The following is a 24023-nucleotide window of genomic DNA, read 5'->3' as shown; positions in this document are numbered from 1 at the left end:
CCCGGGACGTCTATGTCAGAGAATTCTCAGACGGCGCGAACGCCGGTGGCCTGAGGCCCCTTGGGGCTCTGGCCGACCTCGAACTCCACCCGCTGGTTTTCCTCGAGGGTGCGGAAACCCGAACCCTGAATCTCCGTGTAGTGGACGAACACATCCGCGGAACCATCCTCAGGCGCAATAAAGCCGAAGCCCTTTTCCGCGTTGAACCACTTCACAGTTCCCTGTGGCATCTTTCGATCTTTCCTTACTTTTCCTACCGGGTGCGGTGCACCACCGTTGCAGTGCACCGGGCCCGTTGTGACCGCACATCCTTCGCAGGAACCGCGATCGCAACGTCGATCCTGCGAAAGCTTTGACACCACACAGAAGCTGCGACCACCCACATCCAATCATGATCGGCGGGTTAGCGACAGTCTGGTTGCTACGTTCTGGTGAACAATTGCCCCTGTGGAGACGAATTTCGGCAGTGAGCTGCTGTCTGCGGCCCTCGCGGGCGCCGACGCCGACGCCGAGCATCCGATTCGTCATGTTGCCGAGTTGCCCGCCCGCGGCGGCCGGCCGGCTCGCTGGCCGGACTGGGCCGATCCCGACGTCGTGCGGGCGTTCACCGACCGCGGCATCGCCGCGCCCTGGACACACCAGGCCCGCGCCGCGCAGTACGCGCACGACGGACGCCACGTCGTGATCAGCACCGGGACGGCCTCGGGCAAGTCGCTGGCCTACCAGCTGCCGGCGCTGGCCGCGCTGGCCGCCGATCCGCGGGCACGGGTGCTGTACCTGTCGCCCACCAAGGCCCTCGGCCACGATCAGCTGCGCGCCGCCCACGCCCTGACGACGGCGGTGCCGCGGCTGGCCGACGTCGCGCCCACCGCCTACGACGGCGACAGCGCCACCGAGGTGCGCCGCTTCGCGCGGGAGCGCTCCCGTTGGCTGTTCTCCAACCCCGACATGATCCACCTGTCGCTGCTGCGCAACCATGCCCGCTGGGCGGTGTTCCTGCGCCACCTGCGCTACATCGTGGTCGACGAATGCCACTACTACCGCGGCGTGTTCGGGTCCAACGTCGCGATGGTGCTGCGGCGGCTGCTGCGGCTGGCCCGCCGTTACGGCGCCGCGGACAGCTCCGGTCCGACGGTGATTTTCGCCAGCGCCACGACCGCCGCCCCGGGCGAGACCGCCGCCGAGTTGATCGGGCAGACCGTCGTCGAGGTCCCCGAGGACGGTTCGCCGCAGGGCGCCCGCACCGTGGCCCTGTGGGAGCCGGCGATGCGCACCGACGTCACCGGCGAGCACGGCGCCCCGGTCCGACGCGCGGCCGGCACCGAGGCCGCGCGGGTGATGGCCGATCTGATGGCCGAGGGGGCGCGCACGCTGACGTTCGTGCGTTCGCGCCGCGGCGCCGAACTGACCGCGCTGGGCGCCCGCGCGCGGCTCGAGGACATCGCCCCGCAGCTCGCCGACAAGGTGGCGTCCTACCGCGCCGGGTATCTGGCCGAGGACCGCCGGGAGCTCGAGGCGGCGGTGGCCGACGGCCGACTGCTGGGGCTGGCCACCACCAACGCGTTGGAACTCGGCGTGGACATCGCCGGCCTGGATGCGGTGGTGCTGGCCGGGTTCCCGGGCACCGTCACCTCGTTCTGGCAGCAGGCCGGGCGCTCGGGGCGGCGCGGCCAGAGCGCGCTGGTGGTGCTCATCGCCCGCGACGACCCGCTGGACACCTACCTGGTGCACCACCCCGAGGCGCTGCTGGACAAACCGATCGAGCGGGTGGTGATCGATCCGACCAACCCCTACGTGCTGGGGCCGCAGCTGCTGTGCGCCGCCACCGAACTGCCCCTCGAGGACGCCGAGGTGCGCGAATGGAGCGCGGAGTCGGTGGCGGCCACGCTGGTCGACGACGGCCTGCTGCGGCGGCGCGGCGGGCGGTACTTCCCGGCGCCGGGCGTGGACCCGCACCAGGCGGTGGACATCCGGGGCTCGATCGGCGGGCAGGTCTCGATCGTCGAGAGCGACACCGGCCGGCTCCTCGGCGGGGTGGGCGCCGGGCGGGCGCCGGCGACCGTGCATCCCGGCGCGGTGTATCTGCATCAGGGTGAGACCTACGTGGTGGACTCCCTGCAACTCGACGACGGGCTGGCCTTCGTGCACGCCGAGGATCCGGGCTACACCACGTTTTCCCGCGAGCTGACCGACCTCACGGTGACCGGGCCGGGCGAGCGGGTGGACTTCGGCGCGGTCACCCTCGGGTTCGTCCCGGTGGCGGTGTCGCACACCGTGGTGGGTTACCTGCGCCGGACCCTGGCCGGGGAGGTCCTGGACTTCGTCGAACTGACCATGCCCACCCAGACGCTGTCCACCACCGCGGTCATGTACTCGGTGACGCCGGAGTTGTTGATGGCCAACGGAATTGACCCGCTGCGCATCCCGGGCGCCCTGCACGCCGCCGAGCATGCGGCCATCGGGTTGCTACCGCTGGTGGCCAGCTGCGACCGGGGCGACATCGGCGGGTTGTCGATGGCCGTGGGACCGGAGAACGGCCTGCCCACGGTGTTCGTCTACGACGGGCATCCCGGTGGGGCCGGGTTCGCCGAGCGAGGTTTCCGTCGGGCGGCCCAGTGGCTCGGCGCGACGGCCGCGGCGATCCAGGCCTGCGAGTGTCCGCACGGGTGTCCGTCGTGCGTCCAGTCGCCGAAATGCGGTAACGGAAACGACCCGCTGGACAAGGCCGGCGCCGTCACGGTGCTGCGCAGCGTGCTCGCCGCGCTGGGGTGACGACCGACCCCTCACACGGTCGACCTCCCCAGCGTGCGCGGCAATCCCCTGCCGTAAGAAGCGGTCCGGCTCCAACGTCACGGGTCCGCCTTCCCAGCAGGGCCGGGGCAGCCGCAAGATACCCCGCGCCCCCGGGACGTGCAACCGGATTGAACGCCATCGGCAAACCATTTCGCCGGGCAGGTACCTGCTTTGCAGGACTTTCGCCACTCGCCAGCAAACACCCGGTACCGCGGGTACTACAATCGCCCCCATGAGCCGTGACTGGCTGCTGATCGAGACTTTGGGGGGCGAACCCGTCGTGGTCGCCGACGGACCGCAGACCCACAAGCTCGTCCCGATCAGCGCCTTCCTGCGCCGCAGCCCGCACCTGTCGGCGATCCAGACCGCCGTGGCCGAGACGGTCAACACCGCCAGCAGCCTGGCCAGCATCACCCCCAAGGGCAACCGGGTGATCCGGACCGAGCCGGTGCGGATGACCGACGGCACCGTGCACGGCGTGCACGTCTGGGTGGGGCCCGCGACGGCCGAACCACCGCAGCGACCTCTCCCGGGGCCGCTGGTATGGAATCTGACCACCGGCATTGCCACCGACACCCCGGAGTCGATGCGCAACAGCGGCCTGGACCCGAATTCCGGGCTGGCCGCCAACCGGGCCTTCACCGACGACCTCGCAGCCCGCAACATGAGCGACCGCGAAAGCCAGGTGCTGGCCCGCGCCGCCGAGGCCGAACCGGGGACCACCTACTGCGCCACCTGGCAGCTCGACGACTGGCGGGGGGAGCCGATCTCCGTGGGGTTCGTCACCCGGGTGGTTCTGGAACCGGTCGGTGGGGGACGCGAGCACGTGATCGCGCGGGCGATGAACTGGCGCAGCGAAGGCGAGTCTCGCCGCTGAACCCGCAGCGAGGACGGACTCGCCGCAGCTGAGCCGGTCCGCCCGGCCTCAGACCGGCCCGGCCCGCGCCGCCGCCCGCGCCTCGCCGACGCCCAGTCCGGCGCGGACACTGACCTGCACCGTCACGTCCGAGCCGGTCACGGCGCACGCGGTGACCGACGCGCCCATCGCGGCGGCCACGTCCCGGGCCCGCTCACAGGCTTCGGCGCTACCGGCGGGCACTGCGGCCGCCGCTGCCAGCGCGGCCAGATCGGCCGCCGCCTGCGCCCCGTGCCGGGCCAGCACCGCGGCCCCGATCTGCGCCACCGCCACCGTCACGGTCAGCACGGCGACGACCATCGCGGCGGCGAGCACGCTCGCCGAGCCGGCCTCACCCGCTCGCGGTGGGCTCCACTGCGGCCACGGCCCGCGCGCTGATCGGCACGCCGGGCAGCGCACTGGCGGCGGTGACGGTCGCGACGACGAAGCCGCCCTCGCGGTGCAACCGCAGCTGCGCCCCGGCCGGGGCGACCGCCCGCACCGCCTCGGCGGCGGCGACCTGATCCCCGCGCGCGGCCAGCCGCGCCGCCTCGCGGGCGGCGTCGGTGCACCGCACGCCGGTGAGGATGGCGCCGAGCCCGGCCGCGCAGACCACCACCACCGCCACCAACGTCGCGACCCCCAGCGCGGTTTCGACGGTGCCGATGCCGGCATCGCCGCTCAGGCGCCGGTGTTCAGGGCGCGGTTGATGATGTTCGTCAGTGCCCCGACGATGGAGTCTCCGGTCACGACGCTGTAGAGGATCGCGCCGAAGGCCGCGGCGGCCACGGTGCCGATCGCGTATTCGACCGTCGACATCCCCGACTCGTCGTACACCAGCACCGTCAACCGGGCCCGCGCGCGCAGCAGCAGCTTGTCCATCATGTGTGCTCCCTCTCCTCTGTCTTTTCGCACAACGTCCCTTCACCACAGGCCTTTTCACAGCAATCCCGAACCCAGGACCTCGCCGGCCAGCCCGGCCACCACGGGCACGACGCCCAGGCACACGAACGCCGGCAGGAAGCACAGCCCCAGCGGGCCGGCGATCACCACCGAGGCGCGCTCGGCGGCCGCTTCGGCCCGGTGGGTCGCGGCCTGCCGGGACTGCTCGGCCAACTCGGCGACGCCGTGGGCCAGCGCCGAGCCCGAGGCCGCCGACCGCCGCGCCAAGCGCAGGAAGGCAACGCAGTGCTCGTCGGTGACCTCGGCGGGCGACGTCGACCAGGCGGTCGCCGGGTCCGCCCCCAGCGCAAGCAGATCCGCGGCGCGCCGCAACGGCAGCGCGAGCTCGGGCGGCGCGGCGGCCGCGGTCGCCCGCGCCGCCGCCGATACGGACATCCCGGCGCTCAGACAGACCGCGAGCACATCCAGGCTCGAGGCGACGGCCAGTGGGTCGTCCGCGGCCAGCCGGGCGGTCTCCGTCCGCGGCGCCGGAGCGGCAGTCCGCGAGCGGCGTATCGCCGCAATGGGATTCACCAGCAGGGCCAGGGCCAACGCCAGCACCGCCGCCGTCATGCGGTGGCCCGTCCGGTGATGCGGTCGGCCCACACCAGCCCGACGCAGACCAGCGCGACGCCGACCATCAGCACCACGCCGCCGAACCCGTCGCCGGCGAGAAACGCCAGGGGCCGGGCACCCATGGCCTGGCCGAGCAGAATCCCGACGGCCGGAAGCGCCGCGAGGATCGCGGTGGTGGCCCGGGCGCCGGCCATGCCGGCGTCGACCCGGGCGTGGAAGCGTTGCCGCTCGACGATGTCGCGCTGCGCGGCGCGCATCAACGCGGCCACCGCGAGGCCATGGTCGGTGGCCAGCTGCCAGAACACCGCCAGGCGATCCCAGTCCGCCGGCTGCCCGGAATACGCTGCGGCAGAACGTAGGCCCGCCGCGACGTCGGCCCCCAGCCGCCCGCGCGCCGCGACCCGCCGGAACCCCTCCCCGACCTGCCCGGAAACCTCGCCGCCCACCGCCGCGAAACCCCGGATCGGGTGGTTTCCGACCCGCAGTTCGGCGGTCAGCATCTCCAGCGCCTGGGCCATCGCCGCACGCTCCCGCAGGCCGCGCTGCCGGGCGGCGCGCCGCCGACGACGAGCAACCAACGTCGCGCCGAGCACCGTGGCCGCCAGCGCGACGAACGGTCCGGCCAACGCCCACCCGAGCAGCGTCGGCGCGGTGAGCGCCGCGCCCTTGACGAGCCGGGGCACGCGGAGGGAGGCCGGGGCAGCGGACAATCGGCGCCGCGGCGTGTTCGGCGCCATCAGCAGCGCTGCGGCCAGGCTCAGCGCCGCCGCGGCGACTGCGGTCACGGGACACACCTGCCGGCCAGGAGTTCTCGGAATTGTGTTCGGCCGCCGCCCCATTCACGGTCGGCGTGCCATACGGTGACCGGTTCACAGAGCGCGGAGGCACCCGCGCGGCGCAGCAGCGCGATTTCGGCGAGCCGGCGCCGCCCGCCGACCCGGTCGACGTGCAGCAGCACCTGCACCGCCGCGGCGAGTTGGCTGTGCAGCGCGGCCCGGTCCAGCCCTCCCGTGGCCGCCAGAGCCTCCAGCCGGGCCGGCACTTCGGAGGTGCTGTTGGCGTGGACGGTGCCCGCACCCCCGTCGTGGCCGGTGTTCAAGGCCGCCAGCAGGTCGACCACCTCGACTCCGCGCACCTCCCCCACCACGATGCGATCCGGGCGCATCCGCAGCGCCTGGCGAACCAGCTGGCGCAGCGTGATCTCGCCGGTACCCTCCACGTTGGCCCCTCGGGCCACCAGCCGCACCACATGCGGGTGCGCGGGTCGCAGTTCGGCGGCGTCCTCGACGCACACGATGCGTTCACCCGGGTCGACGGCGCCGAGCATAGCCGCCAACAAGGTGGTCTTCCCTGCCCCGGTGCCGCCCGAGACCAGGTAGGCCAGCCGCGCCGCGACGACGTCGCGCAGCAGCTGTTCGGCCTGCGGTGGGACCGCCCCGATGGCGGCCAGTCCGGCCAGGGTCAAGGCGGCCGGGCGCAGCACCCGCAGCGAGATGCAGGTGCCGGCGGCGGCCACCGGCGGCAGGACCGCGTGCAGGCGCACCGCGACCGCGCCGCCGCCGGGGCCGGGCAGCACGGCGTCGACCCAGGGCTGCGCGTCGTCGAGTCGGCGCCCGGCCGCGAGCGCCAAGCGCTGCGCCAGCCGCCGGACCGCGTCCTCGTCCGGAAATCGAACGGCGCTGCGCTGCAATCCGTTTCCCTGATCGCACCACACCGAGTCGGGCGCGACCACCAGCACGTCGGTGGTGTCCGGTGCGCGCAGTAGCGGTTCCAGCGGACCCGCGCCGGTCAGCTCGGTCTGCAACACCCGAAGGTTGGTGAGCACCTCGGTGTCGCCGAGGACCCCGCCGGATTCGGCGCGGATGGCCTCGGCGACCAGACCGGGGCGCAGCGGCCCGGACTCGGCCGCCAGCCGTTCCCGGACCCGGTCGACCAGCGACGAGCTCACGCCACGGCCCCCGCCCGCCGTCCGGCACCGCGGTCCGGCCGGCGGCCGAGGGTGTTCAGCACCGCGGTGGCCGCACCCGCCAGCGGCGAGCGGGCACGCAGGCGTAGACCACCGCGTTCGAGGCGCTGGTCGATCATCGGTTCCGGCCGCATCGCCGCCAGCAGTGGCAGCCCCACCGTCGCGGCGACGTCGGTGGCGCGCAGCCCGCCCGGGGCGGGGCCGCGGACCACCAGTCCGACATTCGGGTTCACCGCGAGCAGCGCGGGCCCGAGGGCCGCGGCCGCAGCGCACGAGCGCACGTCGCTGGGGCAGACCAGCGCCGCGAGGTCGGCCAGTTCCAAGGCGGCCACCGCGGCATCGGTCAGTCGGCGCGGCACGTCGCACACCACCAGTACGCCACCGTGCCGGGCCGACTCGATGACGGCTTCAACGGCACCACAGCCGATTTCGCCACCCTGGCGACCCGCGGACAACACCGCGACGCCGCCGTGGGTGGGCAGCACCTGCCGGACCTCCACCCAATTGAGGCGCCCACCTTTGACCACGATGTCCGGCCAGCGCAGCCCGGTCGCCGCCTCGACCCCGAGCAGCAGATCGATTCCGCCGCCGAGCGGATCCAGGTCGATGAGCGCGGAGTCGACCGCGCCCAGCGCCAGCGCGGCGGCGAAGATCGAGGCACCGGCACCGCCGCGGCCGCCGGTCACCGCGACGACCTCGCCGCGCCGGGCGTCGTCCCGCACCGCCTCGACGGCGTCGGCCACCAGGCGCACCAGCTCGCCGGCCTGCTCGGGCAGGACCAGCACCGCCTCGGCGCCCAGCGTCATCGCCGCATGGAAGGTGTCCGCGGCCGGCGCCTCGGTGGCCACGACGAACACCGCCGGGCGCCGCGGCAGGCCGAGCGTCGCGCACGGCCGGGCCTGCTCCTCGTCGATCACCACCACCGTCGCGGAGTTCCAGGCGGTGCGACCGAGCGTCGACGGTGACGACAACCGGACCACCTCGGTCCCGGCGGCCGCGGCCACTCGATCCACCTCGTCTCGCAGCGACGGTTCGGAGAGCAGCGCCAACACGGCACGATGTTCGGTCACGGGTTCACCCTGCGCCGGGCCCGAGTCGCGCCGCCAGCACCTACGGGCGCAACTGTGGACGAGCCCGCAACTGTGCATCGAGGCGCCAGATTTTCTTATGCAGCGAAGAATTTTCCTGCGTAGCGGAAACTTGTGCGCGTCACCGCGATGGCCGCACCGCACGGCGTTGGGACGTGCTGGCGCACCGGGATGCCACGCCCCGCGCGCGACGCGGACACGGCGCGGGCAAGCGGTTGAGGTCGAGCGCCCAGCAACGTCAATTTCGGGGATCGAAGCACCCGGAGCGTCGTACTGGAGAAAGAAGACGACCCCCGCCAGGGGGGGAGGAGGCGAGGGTCGTCGTGTATCAGCCCCGGGGGGTCGGGCTGATGCACACCCGGCATAAGCCGAGTGATACTCACTATACACACGCTCGCTGTGAGCCGCGCAAGTCTGACACGGAAGAGCTATGCCGTTCCGCCAGCTCAAGTTGCAGTCTGCGACACCTGTCCTGAACTGCCATTTTGAACACCCGTCGGGTGGATGTCACGCGCGGACCTATTCTGGCGGGGTGACCGCACCCGTTCCGGATGACGCCGCACCCGAACAACGTCGAAACGAAGCGGTGGCCGACGATCCGCCGCGCACCGCCGCCTTCTTCGACCTCGACAAGACCGTGATCGCGAAATCGAGCACGCTCGCGTTCAGCAAACCGTTCTTCGCGCAGGGGCTACTGAATCGGCGCAGTGTCCTGAAGTCCAGCTACGCGCAATTCGTCTTCCTGATGTCGGGCGCCGACCACGACCAGATGGACCGGATGCGCTCCTACGTGACGAGCATGTGCACCGGTTGGGATGTCGAGCAGGTCAAGTCCGCGGTCGAGGAAACCCTGCACGAGATCGTGACCCCACTGGTGTTCGCCGAAGCCGCGAACCTCATCGCCGACCACAAGTTGTGCGGCCGTGACGTGGTCATAGTCTCCGCATCGGGCGAGGAGGTCGTCGCGCCCATCGCCCGCGCGCTCGGCGCGACCCACGCCATGGCGACCCGGATGGTGGTCGAAGACGGCAAGTACACCGGGGAGATCGCCTTCTACTGCTACGGCGAGGGCAAGGCCGAGGCCATCCGGGAACTGGCGGCCCGCGAGGGTTACCCGCTGGAGCACTGCTACGCGTACTCCGACTCGGTGACCGACCTGCCGATGCTGGAACTGGTCGGACATCCCGCCGTCGTCAACCCCGACCGAAACCTCCGCAAGGAGGCGGCCGGCCGCGGCTGGCCCGTGTTGACCTTTTCCAAGCCGGTGTCGTTGCGGGACCGCTTCTCGGCGCCGTCGGGAGCCGCCATCGCGACGACGGCCGCCGTCGGCATCACGGCACTCAGCGCCGGCGCGCTGACGTTCTCGCTGCTACGCAGATTTGTCCTGCGGTAACCGATTTCGGCATTTCGGGCCCCGCGTCGGCGCGGGTCGCCGGCCCCCGCGATAACGATCTGAACTCGCGTGCGGGGTGAATACTTGCTGTGACCAAGATCACGTAGTACAAAGGAGGCACGGAAGCCCGCCAGGCCAAGATCGACTCGGAAGAGAAGAGTCGCTCTCCCGAACCGGGCGACCCAGCACGGTACCCGGCACCCACGCGGAGCCACAGCCGCGATAATGGCAGAAGTGTTGCGGGCCTGCGCAATTGCGAAAAGCGGACGGGATCGTAGCCCTTTGGGTGGGGCCACCACCGCAGCGCATCGCAAGTACGCCGAGGCCAACCCACGCAGCCCACCGTCGCACGCTTGGTAACCGAGTTCCGTGCTAGCGGGCGGCGAACCGAGACATCGGAGCGCCGCCCGCTTCACTATGTTCGGGCTCAGTCCGTCGACGGGGCGGACTTTCCGGCCTGATCCTTCGCGTCGGCGATCGCGAGCGCTTCGCGCGCCCCCTCCTGCATCGCCCGACAACTCAGCAGCAGCCATTCGGTCAGGCCGCGCTCGGTTCCGCCGGCGAAGCTCTCGGCCGCCTTGCGATAGTCGGCCGCCCGCCGCATCCAATAGACCTCCGGCACCGCCAGTCCATGCGGGTCCAGGCCGGTGGCGATCGAAACCAGGCGCGACACCGCCCGGGCCACCACGCCGTCGGCGCTGCCGAAGGCGGACAGCGCCAGCATCTCGCCGTGCGCCACCGCGGCCAATACCGGCGCGGGCACCGAACTGGCCCCCGTCACCAGCCGGGTCATCAGGTCGAGCCGGGCCGAGATCTCCGGTGTTGCCCGCGGCCGCCCGAGCTGTTCCTCGTCGACGAGATCGGCCGCGGCCAACGAGTGCAGCCGCGCCAGCGCCTGCAGCGGTGCGCGTTGCCAGACCCCGATCAGCGTTCCCGAACCGCCTTCGAGCGCCTGGGCAACCCGCAGGGAGCCGGCGAACACCGGATCGCCGGCGGCGTTCTCGTCGAGTTGCAGCACACCGCCGTCGAGGACCGACGACGCACGCGCGGCGCGCAGGGACGCCTCCGCGGCCGTCACGGGCCAGCCCCGCAGATTCGCCCGGTGCCGGTGCGCGCGCCCGAGCGCCGCCCGGGTCTCCTCGGCCGCCTCGGCCACGCCGGGCAGCTCCAGCAGCGGGGTCAGCGGATCGGTTGCCACGGCGGCCCACCTTACAGTGGGGCCGAATCCGCCGGTCCGACGCTCAGCGGGACCGCCCGTCCCTGACGATCCGCTCGTAGTCCGGCTGACCGTTCCACCCGATCACCACGTCGGTGACCGCGGCCGAATGCCCGGCGGTCACGACGTGGTTCCACAGCGGGATCACCGGCATGTCGCGCAGCAGGATCCGCTGCGCGGCGTTGCCGAGTGCATATGAGCCGGCCGGGGTGGGCGCGGATTGGGCCGCCGTGAGCGCACCGTCGAAGTCGCGATTGGAGTAGTCCACGTCGTTGTCGGGGGCCCCGGTGACGTACGGCTCGAGGAACGCCAGCATCGACGGGTGGTCGGCGACCCGGCCGGCCCGGAACGCGGTGTCGATGACGCGGTCGTCGACGTCGCCGCGCAGCGCCGCGAACGTCGGCACCGCCACGGTCACCACGTCGATACCCAGGGTGCCGCGGATGCTCTCGGCCACCGCCTCCACCCACGCCCGGTGATCGCCGTCGGCGTTGTACGTGATGGTGTACCGGCCCCGCCAGGGGGCGATGGCGTCGGCCCGCACCCACAGGTGCCGCGCGAGCTTCGGGTTGTACTCCAGCAGGTACCCGTCGGCCAGTCCGGGCGTGAAGCCCGGCAGCGACGCCGACGTGAAATCCTGCGCGGGAACCCGTGATCCGCCGAAGACCTGCGCGCAGATCCCGGCCCGGTCGATCGCCGTGGACAGCGCCAAGCGGCGCAGCCGCCCCTCCTCACCGCCGAAGTGCTTCAGGCGAAGCGGGGTGTTCAGCGTCTGGTTCTGGGCGGCGACCCCGGTCACCATCCGACCGTCGAGGTCCTCTTCGGCGGTGGCCGACGCACCGGGCGCAATGGTGTCGAGCACGTCGAGCTTGCCGGCCAGCAGATCGCGGTAGGCGGCGTCGAGGTCCGGGTACGGGATGAAACGCAGGCCCCGGTTCTGCGGGACCCGGTTGCCGCGGTAGTCCGGATTGGGCACCAGGTCGAGACCGCGGCTCGAGGCGCCACCGGCCAGCACATAGGGCCCGTTGCCGATCGGTTGGCGGCCGAAGGCGGCCATGTCCTCGAAGGCCACCGCCGGCAGCGGGTAGAACGCCGCGAAGCCCAACCGCTGCACGAAGTCGCCGTTGGGCACCTTGAGCCGGACGACGAACTCGGTGTCGTCGACCACCTGCAGACCCGACATCGTCTCGGCCGCCTGCTCCGGCCCCGACACCTGTTCGTAGCCCTCGATCGGCGCGAAGTAGGCCTGCAGCGCCTGACCGTTGGTGCTCGACGCGCCGTAGTTCCACGCGTCGACGAACGAGTGCGCGGTCACCGGTGAACCGTCGGTGAATTGCCAGCCGGGTTCGAGCCGGATGCGAAAGACCCGGTTGTCCACGGTCTCGATGGATTCGGCCACCTCCGGCGTAGAGGTGCCCGCGGCGTCGTAGGACACCAGCCCGGCGAAGATGCGATCCAGGACCCGTCGTTGGTGCGGATCGTCGGCGTCGGTGGGCAGCAGCGGGTACGCCGGGATGGCGCCGTTGACCCGGACGAACTCGGTGCCGCCGACGCCGCCGGGGGTGGCCGAGCAACCGGCGAGCACCAGCAGGGCGGGAAGCAGAAGGGCCGTCAGTCGGGACACCGCAACGCGGATCCGAGCCAATCCCGGCCTCCTTGACCGCTGTCCGCTCCGGACGTGTGTGAGGTGACGATTGCGGCGTCGCGACAGGTGACTACGCTCACTCTTATGACCGAGACGCATGCTGGAGTTCCGTCATGTTATCCGCCGTCGGCGGAGTTCGCCGCGCAGGCCAACGCGACCGCGGCACTCTACGACGAGGCCGAGGCCGATCGGCTCGCGTTCTGGGCGAAACAGGCGCAGCGGCTGTCCTGGGCGACGCCGTTCGACGAGGTCCTGGACTGGTCGGAGGCGCCGTTCGCCAAGTGGTTCGTGGGCGGCAAGCTCAACGTCGCCTACAACTGTGTGGACCGCCACGTCGAGGCCGGCAACGGCGACCGGGTGGCCATCCACTGGGAGGGTGAGCCCGTCGGCGACGCCCGCGACATCACCTACGCCGAACTCAAGGACGAGGTCTGTCGGGCCGCCAACACGCTGGCCGGGTTGGGGCTGACGGCCGGCGACCGGGTCGCGATCTACATGCCGATGGTCCCCGAGGCCATCGTGGCGATGCTGGCCTGCGCCCGCCTGGGCGTCCTGCACTCCGTGGTGTTCGCCGGCTTCTCCGCCTCGGCGCTGCGCGCCCGCATCGACGACGCCACCGCCAAGGTGGTCATCACCACCGACGGGCAGTACCGCCGCGGCAAGGCAGTGTCGCTGAAGGCCGGCGTCGACGAGGCGATCGACGGTCTGGAGAACAGCCCCGTCGAGCACGTGCTGGTGGTGCGGCGCACCGGTATCGACGTGCCCTGGACCGAGGGCCGCGACCTGTGGTGGCACGACACGGTCGCCAAGGCCGACACCGAGCACACCCCCGAAGCGTTCGACTCCGAGCACCCGCTGTTCCTGCTCTACACCTCCGGCACCACCGGTAAGCCAAAGGGCATCGTCCACACCACGGGTGGCTACCTGACGCAGGCTTCCTACAGTCACCACTACGTGTTCGACGTCAAGCCCGAGTCGGACGTGTACTGGTGCACCGCCGACATCGGCTGGGTGACCGGGCACACCTACATCGTCTACGGGCCGCTGTCCAACGGCGTGACGCAGGTGGTCTACGAGGGCACGCCCGCCTCTCCGGACGAGCACCGCCACTTCCAGGTCATCGAAAAGTACGGCGTGACAATCTATTACACCGCGCCCACGCTGATCCGGACGTTCATGAAGTGGGGCCGCGAGATCGCCTTCGCACACGACCTGTCCAGCCTGCGGCTGCTCGGGTCGGTGGGCGAGCCCATCAACCCGGAGGCCTGGCGCTGGTACCGACTGGTCTTCGGCGGCGATCGCACTCCCGTCGTCGACACCTGGTGGCAGACCGAGACCGGGGCCATCATGATCTCGCCGCTGCCGGGTGTGACCGAGGCCAAGCCGGGTTCGGCGATGCGTGCGCTGCCGGGCATTTCGGCCAAGGTGGTCGACGACGACGGCAACGAACTGCCGCCCGCCACCGACCACGGCGAGCAGGCCACCGGATATCTGGTTCTCGACAAGCCGTGGCCGGCGATGTTGCGCGGCATCTGGGGCGACCCGGAGCGCTACCAGGACACCTACTGGTCCCGGTTCGCCGACAAGGGTTGGTATTTCGCCGGCGACGGCGCGCGCTACGGCACCGACGGTGAGATCTGGGTGCTGGGCCGCATCGACGACGTGATGAACATCTCCGGGCACCGGATCTCCACCGCCGAGGTGGAGTCGGCGCTCGTCGGACACACCGGGGTGGCCGAGGCCGCCGTGGTCGGCGCCGCCGACGATCAGACGGGGCAGGCGATCTGCGCGTTCGTGATCCTCAAGGCCCACCACCAGGAAGTCCCCACCGACGAACTGGTCGACGACCTGAGGGCGGAGGTGTCCCGGGAGATCTCACCGATCGCCAAGCCCCGGGAAATCCACATCGTGCCCGAACTGCCGAAGACCCGCAGCGGCAAGATCATGCGGCGACTGCTGCGGGATGTCGCCGAGGGCCGCGAACTGGGCGACACCTCGACCCTGGTGGATCCCAGCGTGTTCGAGGCCATCCGCGCCAACAAGTAGCGGTCCGGCGGGTATCAGCTAGGCACCGATCGGGACGAAGCCGCTGCCGGGGCGGCCCTTGGCGACGATGTCGGCCAACTGCGTGTTGAACGACATCGTCACCGCCGGGGTGTGCAGCGGGATGTACTTGATGACGCAGGTCGGCAGGCCCTCGGTGAAGGCGCCGTGGATCATCCCGACGAGCTTGTTGTCGACGGTCACCGGCGCGCCGGAATCACCGGGCTGGCCGCAGACCTGGTTGACGATGGTGCCGGGCTCCTGGCCCGGCCCCCACGTCACGCCGCAGGAGTAGCCGGTGGTGCGGCCCAGCTTGCAGGCGATGTCGCCGAAGGCCGGGTCAGGCGCCAGGCCGTTGATCACGAAACCCTTGACGTTGTTGGTCGGCGTGACCTTGGCGGGGTCGAACCGGATGACGGCGTAGTCGAGCGCGTCGTTGCCGGCGACCATGGTGCCCACCGCGCCCGCGCCCTCGGCGCCTTCGGCGGCCACCGTCGCCCCGGGTCCGCCGCAGTGCGCCGAGGTGAAGCCGACCAGGTCGCCGCGGTTGTCGGTACCGATGGCGGTCAGCGTGCAGTGGGATTCACCGTCGACGACGATGCCCGAGCCGCCGCCCAACGTGACCGGGGCCGCGCCCGCGGGGCCGGCCGACGCCATCGACATACAGAGGGCGGCACACAGGCCCGCCGCCATCCCCCACCACCGGCGCCCGGTCATCAAATAGCTCTCCTAGCTGCTCGAGCCCCGACTCGTCGGGCAAGTGTATCTCCCACCACATCAGCAACACCGGTATCACGGCTCGTGCGGTGCGAGGCGGACATGGCAACATGGGCGCTGTGAGCAAAGGTGATCAGCAGAACGGCGTGCCCGCCACCGTGACCTCGATCCCGTTGGTCGACCCACATGCGCTGCCCGCCAACGCCTCCATCGGCGATCTCGTCAAGGAAGCCTCGTCGCAGGTGTCGACGTTGGTCCGCGCCGAGGTGGAGTTGGCCCGCGCGGAGATCACCCGGGACGTCAAGAAGGGCGTGACCGGCAGCGTGTTCTTCATCGCCGCGCTGGTGGTGCTGTTCTACTCGACCTTCTTCTTTTTCTTCTTCCTCGCCCAACTGCTCGACACCTGGCTGTGGAGCTGGGTGGCCTACCTGATCGTGTTCGGGATCATGGTGCTGGTCACCGTGGTGCTGGCCCTGTTCGGCTATCTCAAGGTGCGCCGCATCCGGGGACCGCAACAGACCATCGAATCGGTCAAGGAAACCCGCTCGGCGTTGACCGGAGGCGATCACGGCTCCGGCGCTCAGGGGTCGCCCGACAAGGCTGCGGTCCCCGACCCGTCGGGGTGGTGATGTCCTGATGGCGGCCGGGCCCGACCCGTCCGTAACCCGGATCCCCGGGCCGTGGCGACATCGGGACGTGCACGCCAACGGGATTCGCTTCCAGGTCGCCGAGGCCAATCCCAGGCCCAACGACGCGCCCGCGGCCCAGCGCCCGCTGGTGATCCTGCTGCACGGTTTCGGTTCGTTCTGGTGGTCCTGGCGGCATCAGCTGCGCGGGCTCAGCGGCGCCCGGGTGGTGGCCATGGATCTGCGCGGCTACGGCGGCAGCGACAAGCCGCCGCGCGGCTACGACGGTTGGACGCTGGCCGGCGACACCGCCGGCCTGATCCGCGCGCTGGGCCACAGCTCGGCGACGTTGATCGGGCACGCCGACGGCGGGCTGGTGTGCTGGGCCACCTCGGTGCTGCAGCCCCGGCTGGTGCGGGCCATCGGACTGGTGAGCTCGCCGCATCCCCTGGCGTTGCGGCACGCCGCGCTGACCCGCCGCGATCAGAGCTCGGCGTTGCTGCGTTCGCTGCTGTCCTACCAGGTCCCGATGCTGCCCGAACGGGCGCTGACCCGACACGACGGCGCCGGGTTGGAGGCGTTCGTGCGCAGCCGGGCCTCCGACAAGTGGCTGGCCTCCGAGGACTTCGCCGAAACCATCGCCCACCTGCGTCGCGCCGTTCAGATCCCGGGGGCGGCGCACTGCGCCCTGGAGTATCAGCGCTGGGCGGTGCGCAGCCAATTCCGTTCGGAGGGCCGTCGATTCATGCACTCCATGGACCGGCCGCTGGGCATCCCCGTGTTGCATCTGCGCGGCGACGCCGACCCCTACGTGCTGGCCGGACCGGTGGCCCGGTCCCGGCGCTACGCCCCGCAGGGCCAGTTCGAATCGCTGCCCGGCGCCGCCCATTTCGGTCACGAAGAGACACCAGAATTGGCCAACGAGCACCTTCAGCGCTTCCTCGACGAGGTACACAGCTAACCTCTAGTGCCATGTGCACCCGCGTCGTGTATTTGGGCAGTGGAGATCGGATCATCACCGGCCGGTCGATGGACTGGAAGGTCGAACTCGACACCAACCTGTGGGCACTGCCCCGCGGGGTGGAGCGCACCGGCCTGGCCGGGCCCGGCTCGGCGCAATGGACCTCGAAGTACGGCAGCGTGGTGGCCACCGGCTACGACATCTGCAGCACCGACGGACTCAACGAGGCCGGCCTGGCCATGAACATGCTGTGGCTGGCCGAATCCGAGTACGCGCAGACGGCCGACGAGCGGCCCGGTGTCTCGGTGGCACTGTGGGGCCAGTACGTGCTGGACAACTTCGCGACCGTGGCCGAGGCCGTTACCGCGTTGTCGGCCAACCCGATTCGGGTGGTCACCGCGCAGGTGCCCGGCGAGAACCGGCTGGCGACCCTGCACCTGTCGATGTCGGACCCCACCGGCGACAGCGCCATCGTCGAGTACATCGGCGGGGAGCAGGTCATCCACCACAGCCGCGAGTACCAGGTGATGACGAATTCGCCGACCTTCGACAAGCAGCTGGCGATCAACGAGTACTGGAATCAGATCGGCGGGGTCGTGATGCTGCCCGGCACCAACCGGGCCGCCGACCGTTTCGTGCGGGCCTCGTTCTACATCAACGCCATTCCCAAGACCGACGACCGGCAGGACTCGGTGGCCGCGGTACTCAGCGTCGTCCGCAACGCGTCCGTCCCCTACGGCATCACCACCCCCGACGAGCCGAACATCTCCTCGACCCGGTGGCGCACCGCGGTGGACCACAAGGACCGGCGATACTTCTTCGAATCGGCCTTGGCACCCAACACGTTCTGGGTGAACCTGGACAAGCTGGACTTCTCCGAGGGCGCGCCGACGCTGCGCCTGAGCCTCGGCGACGGCGAGAAGACCGTGTATGCCGGGGACGCCAGCGGGAGCTTCGAGCCGGCTGCGCCGTTCCAGTTTTTGGCCGTCGGATGACGCAGCGGTTCGCGGAGCTTGCGTAGCGAACCGCGGAGGAGTCCGACCATCAGATCCCGTCGGATGACGCAGCGGTTCGCGGAGCTTGCGTAGCGAACCGCGGAGGAGTCCGACCAGCGGGCACCGTCGGTTAGGTGACGCAGGACCCTGTCGGCGCCCGCTCGGTATTGCCGATCTTGGCGAACTGCTGCGACACCTCGTTGGTGGTGAGCACGAACCCGGTGTCGGTGTCGTCGACCGCGGCGCCGAAGATCACCCCGACCACCTGACCGCCGCGGTTGATCAGCGGGCCACCCGAATTACCCTGCCGCACGGTCCCTCTGATGGTGTAGACCTCACGCATGACGGTGGTGGTCCGGTAGATGTCGGGACCGTTGAGTTCGATGATCTCCCGGATACGCGCCGGGGTGGCGGCGAACTCCCCGCCGCCCGGGTAGCCCACCACCAAGACGTCGGTGCCGGTGACCGCCGGTTCCTCGGCGAACGGCAGCGCCCGGGCGGGCAGGTTGGGCACGTCGAGCACCGAGATGTCGGCGTTGGGGTCATACGAGACCACGGTGGCGTCGTAGGTCTCGCCGTCGGATTCGATGGTCACGCTGTCCGACCCGGCGACCACGTGCGCGTTGGACATCACCCGGTTGGGCGCGACGACGAATCCCGTTCCCTCCAGCACCTTCTGGCAGCCGGGCGCGACGCCGCGGATCTTCACCACGCTGGGACGCACCGCCTCGACCACCAGCGAGTCGGCCAGGGCCGCATCCGGCGGGTCCACCTCGACGATCGGTGTCCGCCCGAACGGCTCCAGCACGTCGGGCAGCCCGGAGGTGTCCAGCAGGGCGGACAGCCGTTTGGGCACGGTGCGCAGCCACTCCGGGGCCACCTCGTCGACCTGACTGAGCACCTTCGAACCGCGCACCGCGGCAGCCAGATTCGGCTGGTCGGAGGTGGTCAGCGGGGTGGCCAGCATCCAGGCCGCGATCAGCACCACCAGCACCTGCGTGCCGACCCCGATCAGCGAGTCGATGAACCGCAGGCCGGTGTTGCGCAGCGCGCCGCGGACCGCGCGGCCCAGGACCACGCCGGCGATCTCGCCGATCACCACCAGGGCCAGGATCAAAAACAGCGCGGCGAACAGCTTGGTGCGTGCCCCGTCGATGTTGTCGACCAGGTGCGGGGCCAGCAGCACGCCGGCCACCGCGCCGAGCACCACGCCGACGAACGACATCAACGAACCGAGCGCACCGGAGCGCCATCCCGACACCGCGGCGACGAACGCGATGGCCACGATTGCGATGTCCAGCCACTGCGACGAACTCATAGTTGCTTGGGCCCTCCGTTGTCCGTCGGCACCATGGCCATCGCGTCGTGCAGTTCGACGACCTTGCTGTCGTCCCACGGCTTGGCCCAGCCGGCGACATCGAGCATCGCCGAGATCACCTGTCCGGTGAATCCCCACACCAACATCTCGTTGAGCAGGAACGCCGGCCCGGCCGAGGCCCGGGTGTTCGCCGAACGGTAGACCATCAGGCGGTTCTCCGGGTTGGTGAACGCGCGCACGGGCACATGCGACACCAGTGCCGTCTCGGCCTCGTCGATCACCGCGACCGGGCCCGGGTCCGGCGCGTAGGCCAGCACCGGAACCACGTGGAAGCCCGACGGCGGGATGAACATCCGGTGCAGAGTAGCCAGCGGGCGCACCCGCGCGGTGTCGATCCCGGTCTCCTCCCAGGCTTCCCGCAGCGCGGTGCCGACGGGACCGTCGTCGCCGGGGTCGCTGGCGCCGCCCGGGAACGCGGCCTGCCCCGCGTGATGCCGCAGGGTGGAGGCGCGCACCGTGACCAGCAGGCGGGCCTCGGTGGCCAGGCCGCCGTCGCCGGGTTCGGATGCCGGACCGGAGAACAGCACCAGCACCGCGGCGTCGCGGCGGGCACCGGACTGCTTGGCCTCGTCGCTGGCCGCCGAGATCGCGGCCAGGATCTGCGGGGAGGCACGGCGGCGGTAAGCGTCACGGACCCCGTCGACGTTGTCGAGCAGCGGCCGCAACCACGGCGGGCCCGCGTCGGGCGCGAGCGACACCGCTGCGCTCACTACGCTTCCCCTCTCATCGCAGCTCACCGACCGCCGCCTCGATCTCGTCGGCGTTGGTGAACGCGCGCGGCAGGATTTTGGTCACGCTACCGTCCGAATCGAGCACCACGGTCGCGGGCATCACGTTCGGTACCCGCAGGGCCGCCGCGATCCGGCGCTGACCGTCCTGCACGGTGGGCAGCTGCACGCCCAGGTCGGCCAGGCGCACCAGCGCGGCCGCCTCGTTCTCGTCCTGATGCACCGTCAGCACCGTCACCTCCGGCCCCACCCGGCGCTGGTACTCCTGCATCGCCGGCAGCTCGTCGGTGCACGGTCCGCACCAGTAGGCCCACAGGTTGAGCACGGCCGGCCGACCCGCCAGGGCGGACGCGATGTCCACGGAGGTGCCGTCCCCGGCGCACTCGAGGACCACACCGCGCAGCGCCTCGGGCCCCGGCTCGTCGCCGCCGGCCGGGCACGGGTGCAGGTCGGCGCGGCGGCGGGGCTCCGCGAGCGCCGCCGCGGTGTCGGCGTCGCGGCGCTCGCGCGCCTGCTCGCTCGGCTGCCCCGTCTCGACGGCCGCGCCGGGATCGCCGGGCCCGGAGTCGCGCAATTCGACGACGAAGGCGGCCAGCACCACCGCCGTGACCGCCGCGATCACCAGCGTCCACTTCGCCGATCTGGTCATACGCCTGGCTAGAGTCCCGCCAACGACAGCAGATGCTCGGTCTCCGGCCCCCGTACCAGCGGGGCGGCCACCAGCGGGTCCGTCGGTCCTGCACCGAAGGACGGGCAATCGGAGGCCAGCACGCACACCCCGCAGGCCGGCCGTCGGGCGTGGCAGACCCGGCGGCCGTGGAAGATCACCCGGTGGCTGAGCAGGGTCCACTCCTTGCGCTCGATCAGTTCGCCGACGGCCTTCTCGACCTTCACCGGATCTTCTTCGGCCGTCCAGCGCCAGCGTCGCACCAGACGACCGAAGTGGGTGTCCACCGTGATGCCCGGGATGTCGAAGGCGTTGCCGAGGACCACGTTGGCGGTCTTGCGGCCGATGCCGGGCAATGTCACCAGCTCGTCGAGGGTGGCGGGCACCTCCCCGTCGAACCGCTCGACGAGCGCCTGGCCCAGGCCGATCAGCGCGGTCGTCTTGTTGCGATAGAACCCGGTGGGACGGATGAGTTCCTCGAGCTCGGCCCGGTCGGCCCCGGCGTAGTCGGCGGCGGTGCGGTACTTGGCAAACAGCGCCGGGGTGGTCAGATTGACCCGCTTGTCGGTGCTCTGCGCCGACAGGATGGTCGCCACGGTCAGTTCCAGCGGATTGGTGAAATCCAGTTCGCAATACACGTGCGGGAACGCCTTCGCCAGGGTGCGATTCATCCGTCGGGCACGACGAACCAGACCGAGAGGGGTCTCCCGATCCCATTTCCGATTCCGATTTCCCTTGCCCGCCACCACCACAGGGTAGCCGCGTAGCGGATGGCAATTCGTGATCCCGCTGAGACCTTGCCCGTGTTTACTTCCTCGTGTGGCCTGGTTATTGGCAGTTTCCATACCCGCGTTGCTCATGATTGCGACGTTCGGGCTGGAGCGACTCGAAACCGCGGTCGACGATTCGGAGACCGACAATCAGGTTGCCGAATTGCTCGAGCGCGCCGCCGCGGCGGCCCGTTCCGAAAGCGCGCGGGTTCGGGTGCCGGTGGCCCCGGCCGGACCATTTCGGCTCGACGACGAGCCTGATTTGCCGACTCGGATCTACCACTCGGTCAATTCGAATCCACAGTTTCAGGCGACTCGCCAAGCTAATCGTGTGTAGCGTTGGCCTGTCACGCCAGGGCCTACCTCTAGACTGATCACGCTAACCGTGTAGCTAAACGTATAGAGGCTGGTCAGCGCGCATCAGACCATTCCAGAATTAAGAGGGGCAACGTGGACGAGATCCTGGCCAGGGCCGGAATCTTCCAGGGAGTCGAACCCAGCGCCGTATCTGCACTCACCAAGCAGTTGCAGCCGGTCGACTTCCCGCGTGGGCATACCGTGTTCGCCGAAGGCGAGCCCGGTGACCGCCTGTACATCATCATTTCCGGCAAGGTGAAGATCGGTCGGCGATCCCCGGACGGCAGGGAGAACCTGCTGACGATCATGGGGCCGTCGGACATGTTCGGCGAGCTGTCGATCTTCGACCCGGGCCCGCGGACCTCGAGCGCGACCACCATCACCGAGGTGCGCGCGGTCTCCATGGACCGTGACGCCCTCAAGGCGTGGATCAAGGACCGCCCGGAGATCGCCGAGCAGCTGCTGCGGGTGCTGGCGCGCCGGCTGCGTCGCACCAACAACAACCTGGCGGACCTGATCTTCACCGACGTGCCCGGCCGGGTGGCCAAGCAGCTGCTGCAGCTGGCCCAGCGGTTCGGCACCCAGGAAGGCGGGGCGCTGCGCGTCACGCACGACCTGACCCAGGAAGAGATCGCCCAGCTGGTCGGGGCCTCCCGCGAGACGGTGAACAAGGCGCTGGCCGACTTCGCCCACCGCGGCTGGATCCGCCTCGAGGGCAAGAGCGTGCTGATCAGCGACAGCGAGCGGCTGGCCCGCCGCGCCCGCTGACCGATTTGGGTGCGTTCAGGGGTGCTTCAGCGCCCCCGTGCGCACCCAAATCACGGGCGAAGGTAGTCCAGCTGGGCTTGCACCGACTGCTCGGCGGCCTCCCAGAGCTTCTCGTCGACGTCGGTGTACACATGCTCCACCACCTGCCGCGCGCTCGCGTCCTCACCGATCTCGCGTAACGCACCGCGCACCTGCTCCAGCCGCTGCTCGCGGTGCGCCAGGTACATCTCGCTGATCTCGGCCAGGTCGCCGAGGTCCGGTCCGTGCCCCGGCAACACCCGGCGCGAGCCCAGGCCATGCAGGCGCCGCAACGACTCCAGGTAGTCGCGCAGGCTGCCGTCCTCGCCGTCGATCACGGCGGTGCCCCGCCCCAGCACGGTGTCCGCGGTCAACACCGCGTCGTCGACCAGGAAGCACACCGAGTCCGCGGTGTGCCCGGGGGTGGCCATGACGGTGATCGACAGGCCGGCGGCGTCGATCACCTCGCCGTCGACCAAAGGGCCGCCCAGCCCGCGCTGGAACCCGCTGCCCACCGAACGCACGACCGCGCCGGTGCGATCGACGATCTGATCGATGCCGTCGGTGTGGTCGCCGTGCCGATGGCTGATCAGGACCAGCGAGATCTTGCCGAGGTCAGCCAACCGTTCCAGATGCGCGTCGTCGTCGGGGCCGGGGTCGACGACGACCAATTCGTCGCTGCCCCGCCCGCGCAGCACCCAGGTGTTGGTGCCGTCGAGAGTCATCAGGCCGGGGTTGTCGCACAGCAGGACCGACACCGAGTCGGTCACCGGACGCAGCACTCCGTAGGCGGGGTGGCTGGGAACCTCACCCGCCGGCGGAGTCAGGGCGTCCTTGCTCAATTCACCTCGACGATGAGTTCGACCTCGACCGGTGCGTCCAGCGGAAGCTCCGAGACGCCGACCGCGGACCGCGCGTGCGCGCCGGCGTCCCCGAACACGTCACCGAGCAGCTGCGAAGCGCCGTTGACGACGCCGGGCTGGCCGTTGAAGCCGGGGGCCGAGGCCACGAAGCCCACCACCTTGACCACGCGCGTCACGCTGTCCAGCCCCACCAGCGCGTGCACGGCGGCCAACGCGTTGAGCGCGCACCGCCGGGCCAGCTCCCGGGCGTCCTCGGCGCTGACGGCGCCGCCCACCTTGCCCTGCGCCGGCAGTTCCCCGTCGACCATCGGCAGCTGACCGGAGGTGTAGACCAGGTTGCCGGTCCGCACGGCGGGCACATACGCCGCCACCGGGGCGACGACCGGAGGCAGGGTCAGGCCCAGCTCTTCGAGGCGCGCGGTGGCGCTCATTTGGGGCGTTTCAGGTACGCCACGTGCTGCTCGCCGGTGGGTCCGGGCAACACGGCAACCAGCTCCCAGCCGTCGGCGCCCCACTGATCGAGGATTTGCTTGGTGGCGTGGGTGAGCAGTGGCACGGTGGCGTACTCCCAGGTGGTCGGTGCACTCATGGGTAATGAGCCTAGTGGTCCCGGTTAAG

The 24023-nt window shown here is 70.6% G+C and carries 27 protein-coding genes; 9 read left to right on the top strand and 18 right to left on the bottom strand.

Annotated features, from left to right (window positions below; genetic code table 11):
• Positions 1-26: 26 nt before the first annotated feature.
• Positions 27-230 carry a cold-shock protein gene (locus R2K23_RS01595; RefSeq protein ID WP_005138711.1) on the bottom strand — a complete coding sequence of 68 codons (204 nt, stop codon included), beginning with the start codon at positions 228-230 and terminating at the stop codon, positions 27-29.
• A gap of 217 nt (positions 231-447) precedes the next feature.
• Here R2K23_RS01595 and R2K23_RS01590 point away from each other — a divergent pair, with 217 nt between their 5' ends.
• Positions 448-2772: a DEAD/DEAH box helicase gene (locus R2K23_RS01590; protein WP_396892842.1), complete on the top strand. Its 2325-nt coding sequence runs from the start codon at positions 448-450 to the stop codon at positions 2770-2772.
• 253 nt (positions 2773-3025) lie between these two features.
• The gene (locus tag R2K23_RS01585) at positions 3026-3670 is read left to right on the top strand and encodes a PAS domain-containing protein (RefSeq protein ID WP_316513819.1); all 645 of its coding nucleotides are present in this window, start codon (positions 3026-3028) and stop codon (positions 3668-3670) included.
• A gap of 48 nt (positions 3671-3718) precedes the next feature.
• Here the strand turns inward: R2K23_RS01585 and R2K23_RS01580 are convergent, their stop codons facing one another.
• Genes R2K23_RS01580 through ssd form a run of 7 tightly spaced genes read right to left on the bottom strand, consistent with a single transcriptional unit; the run spans position 3719 to position 8215 of the window.
• On the bottom strand, positions 3719-4024 hold the full coding sequence (locus R2K23_RS01580; RefSeq protein WP_396892840.1) for an Rv3654c family TadE-like protein: 306 nt from the start codon (positions 4022-4024) through the stop codon (positions 3719-3721).
• 16 nt (positions 4025-4040) lie between these two features.
• Complete coding sequence (locus tag R2K23_RS01575) at positions 4041-4373, bottom strand: TadE family type IV pilus minor pilin (protein ID WP_396893507.1); 333 nt, start codon at positions 4371-4373, stop codon at positions 4041-4043.
• Positions 4370-4570 carry a DUF4244 domain-containing protein gene (locus R2K23_RS01570; protein WP_396893505.1) on the bottom strand — a complete coding sequence of 67 codons (201 nt, stop codon included), beginning with the start codon at positions 4568-4570 and terminating at the stop codon, positions 4370-4372. The genes R2K23_RS01575 and R2K23_RS01570 overlap by 4 nt, the downstream gene beginning before the upstream one ends.
• Before the next feature lie 57 nt (positions 4571-4627).
• Positions 4628-5203 carry a type II secretion system F family protein gene (locus R2K23_RS01565; RefSeq protein WP_316513816.1) on the bottom strand — a complete coding sequence of 192 codons (576 nt, stop codon included), beginning with the start codon at positions 5201-5203 and terminating at the stop codon, positions 4628-4630.
• The gene (locus R2K23_RS01560; RefSeq protein WP_316513815.1) at positions 5200-5991 is read right to left on the bottom strand and encodes a type II secretion system F family protein; all 792 of its coding nucleotides are present in this window, start codon (positions 5989-5991) and stop codon (positions 5200-5202) included. Before R2K23_RS01560 ends, R2K23_RS01565 begins: the two co-directional genes overlap by 4 nt.
• The gene (locus R2K23_RS01555) at positions 5988-7154 is read right to left on the bottom strand and encodes a TadA family conjugal transfer-associated ATPase (protein ID WP_316513814.1); all 1167 of its coding nucleotides are present in this window, start codon (positions 7152-7154) and stop codon (positions 5988-5990) included. The genes R2K23_RS01560 and R2K23_RS01555 overlap by 4 nt, the downstream gene beginning before the upstream one ends.
• Positions 7151-8215, bottom strand: a complete 1065-nt coding sequence (gene ssd, locus R2K23_RS01550) for a septum site-determining protein Ssd (RefSeq protein ID WP_396893503.1) — start codon at positions 8213-8215, stop codon at positions 7151-7153. Before ssd ends, R2K23_RS01555 begins: the two co-directional genes overlap by 4 nt.
• Positions 8216-8846: 631 nt before the next feature.
• Here ssd and R2K23_RS01545 point away from each other — a divergent pair.
• Positions 8847-9653 carry an HAD-IB family hydrolase gene (locus R2K23_RS01545; RefSeq protein WP_316516991.1) on the top strand — a complete coding sequence of 269 codons (807 nt, stop codon included), beginning with the start codon at positions 8847-8849 and terminating at the stop codon, positions 9651-9653.
• 427 nt (positions 9654-10080) lie between these two features.
• Here the strand turns inward: R2K23_RS01545 and R2K23_RS01540 are convergent, their stop codons facing one another.
• Together R2K23_RS01540 and R2K23_RS01535 are read right to left on the bottom strand one after the other, a co-directional pair.
• Positions 10081-10851, bottom strand: coding sequence for a Fic family protein (locus tag R2K23_RS01540; RefSeq protein ID WP_316513812.1), 771 nt, complete (start codon positions 10849-10851; stop codon positions 10081-10083).
• A gap of 43 nt (positions 10852-10894) precedes the next feature.
• The gene (locus R2K23_RS01535; protein ID WP_396892837.1) at positions 10895-12514 is read right to left on the bottom strand and encodes a peptide ABC transporter substrate-binding protein; all 1620 of its coding nucleotides are present in this window, start codon (positions 12512-12514) and stop codon (positions 10895-10897) included.
• Between the two features lie 84 nt (positions 12515-12598).
• On the opposite strand from R2K23_RS01535, the gene acs reads away from it, so the two are divergent.
• Positions 12599-14560, top strand: a complete 1962-nt coding sequence (gene acs / locus R2K23_RS01530) for an acetate--CoA ligase (RefSeq protein WP_316513811.1) — start codon at positions 12599-12601, stop codon at positions 14558-14560.
• Between the two features lie 18 nt (positions 14561-14578).
• Here acs and R2K23_RS01525 read toward each other — a convergent pair whose 3' ends face one another.
• Entirely contained in the window at positions 14579-15220 is a 642-nt protein-coding gene (locus R2K23_RS01525) for a S1 family peptidase (protein WP_316516987.1), read from the bottom strand.
• A 173-nt stretch (positions 15221-15393) separates the two neighbouring features.
• Between R2K23_RS01525 and R2K23_RS01520 the strand changes: the two genes are divergently transcribed.
• The 3 genes from R2K23_RS01520 to R2K23_RS01510 are packed head-to-tail and all read left to right on the top strand — an operon-like array spanning position 15394 to position 17856.
• A complete protein-coding gene (locus R2K23_RS01520) occupies positions 15394-15903 on the top strand; it encodes a phage holin family protein (protein WP_316513810.1) in 510 nt (169 codons plus the stop codon).
• A 7-nt stretch (positions 15904-15910) separates the two neighbouring features.
• Positions 15911-16861, top strand: coding sequence for an alpha/beta fold hydrolase (locus tag R2K23_RS01515; protein ID WP_316513809.1), 951 nt, complete (start codon positions 15911-15913; stop codon positions 16859-16861).
• Positions 16862-16872: 11 nt separating this feature from the next.
• Positions 16873-17856 carry a linear amide C-N hydrolase gene (locus R2K23_RS01510; RefSeq protein ID WP_316513808.1) on the top strand — a complete coding sequence of 328 codons (984 nt, stop codon included), beginning with the start codon at positions 16873-16875 and terminating at the stop codon, positions 17854-17856.
• Between the two features lie 130 nt (positions 17857-17986).
• Here the strand turns inward: R2K23_RS01510 and marP are convergent, their stop codons facing one another.
• From marP to nth, 4 genes are read right to left on the bottom strand one after another with little or no spacing between them, the layout of a single operon-like run.
• Positions 17987-19174, bottom strand: a complete 1188-nt coding sequence (gene marP, locus R2K23_RS01505) for an acid resistance serine protease MarP (protein WP_316513807.1) — start codon at positions 19172-19174, stop codon at positions 17987-17989.
• Positions 19171-19944, bottom strand: coding sequence for an NUDIX hydrolase (locus R2K23_RS01500; RefSeq protein ID WP_316513805.1), 774 nt, complete (start codon positions 19942-19944; stop codon positions 19171-19173). The genes marP and R2K23_RS01500 overlap by 4 nt, the downstream gene beginning before the upstream one ends.
• Positions 19945-19957: 13 nt before the next feature.
• Complete coding sequence (locus R2K23_RS01495; protein WP_316513804.1) at positions 19958-20611, bottom strand: TlpA family protein disulfide reductase; 654 nt, start codon at positions 20609-20611, stop codon at positions 19958-19960.
• 8 nt (positions 20612-20619) lie between these two features.
• Positions 20620-21300, bottom strand: a complete 681-nt coding sequence (gene nth / locus R2K23_RS01490) for an endonuclease III (protein ID WP_316513803.1) — start codon at positions 21298-21300, stop codon at positions 20620-20622.
• Between the two features lie 148 nt (positions 21301-21448).
• Here nth and R2K23_RS01485 point away from each other — a divergent pair, with 148 nt between their 5' ends.
• Positions 21449-21736, top strand: coding sequence for a hypothetical protein (locus R2K23_RS01485; RefSeq protein ID WP_316513802.1), 288 nt, complete (start codon positions 21449-21451; stop codon positions 21734-21736).
• A gap of 113 nt (positions 21737-21849) precedes the next feature.
• Positions 21850-22524, top strand: a complete 675-nt coding sequence (gene crp, locus R2K23_RS01480; RefSeq protein WP_068248454.1) for a cAMP-activated global transcriptional regulator CRP — start codon at positions 21850-21852, stop codon at positions 22522-22524.
• A 50-nt stretch (positions 22525-22574) separates the two neighbouring features.
• On the opposite strand, the gene R2K23_RS01475 is transcribed toward crp, so the two are convergent.
• From R2K23_RS01475 to R2K23_RS01465, 3 genes are read right to left on the bottom strand one after another with little or no spacing between them, the layout of a single operon-like run.
• Complete coding sequence (locus tag R2K23_RS01475; RefSeq protein ID WP_316513801.1) at positions 22575-23384, bottom strand: MBL fold metallo-hydrolase; 810 nt, start codon at positions 23382-23384, stop codon at positions 22575-22577.
• Positions 23381-23836 (bottom strand): RidA family protein, encoded by a 456-nt coding sequence (locus R2K23_RS01470; RefSeq protein WP_316513800.1) that lies wholly within the window; start codon positions 23834-23836, stop codon positions 23381-23383. Before R2K23_RS01470 ends, R2K23_RS01475 begins: the two co-directional genes overlap by 4 nt.
• Positions 23833-23994: a DUF4177 domain-containing protein gene (locus tag R2K23_RS01465; RefSeq protein ID WP_126332135.1), complete on the bottom strand. Its 162-nt coding sequence runs from the start codon at positions 23992-23994 to the stop codon at positions 23833-23835. Before R2K23_RS01465 ends, R2K23_RS01470 begins: the two co-directional genes overlap by 4 nt.
• Between the last annotated feature and the right edge of the window lie 29 nt (positions 23995-24023).

Source organism: Mycolicibacterium sp. MU0050 (assembly GCF_963378085.1).
GTDB classification, from domain to species: domain Bacteria; phylum Actinomycetota; class Actinomycetes; order Mycobacteriales; family Mycobacteriaceae; genus Mycobacterium; species Mycobacterium wendilense.
The sequence above is the reverse complement of the archived record's forward strand: the minus strand, read 5'-3'. Positions and strand labels throughout refer to the sequence as shown.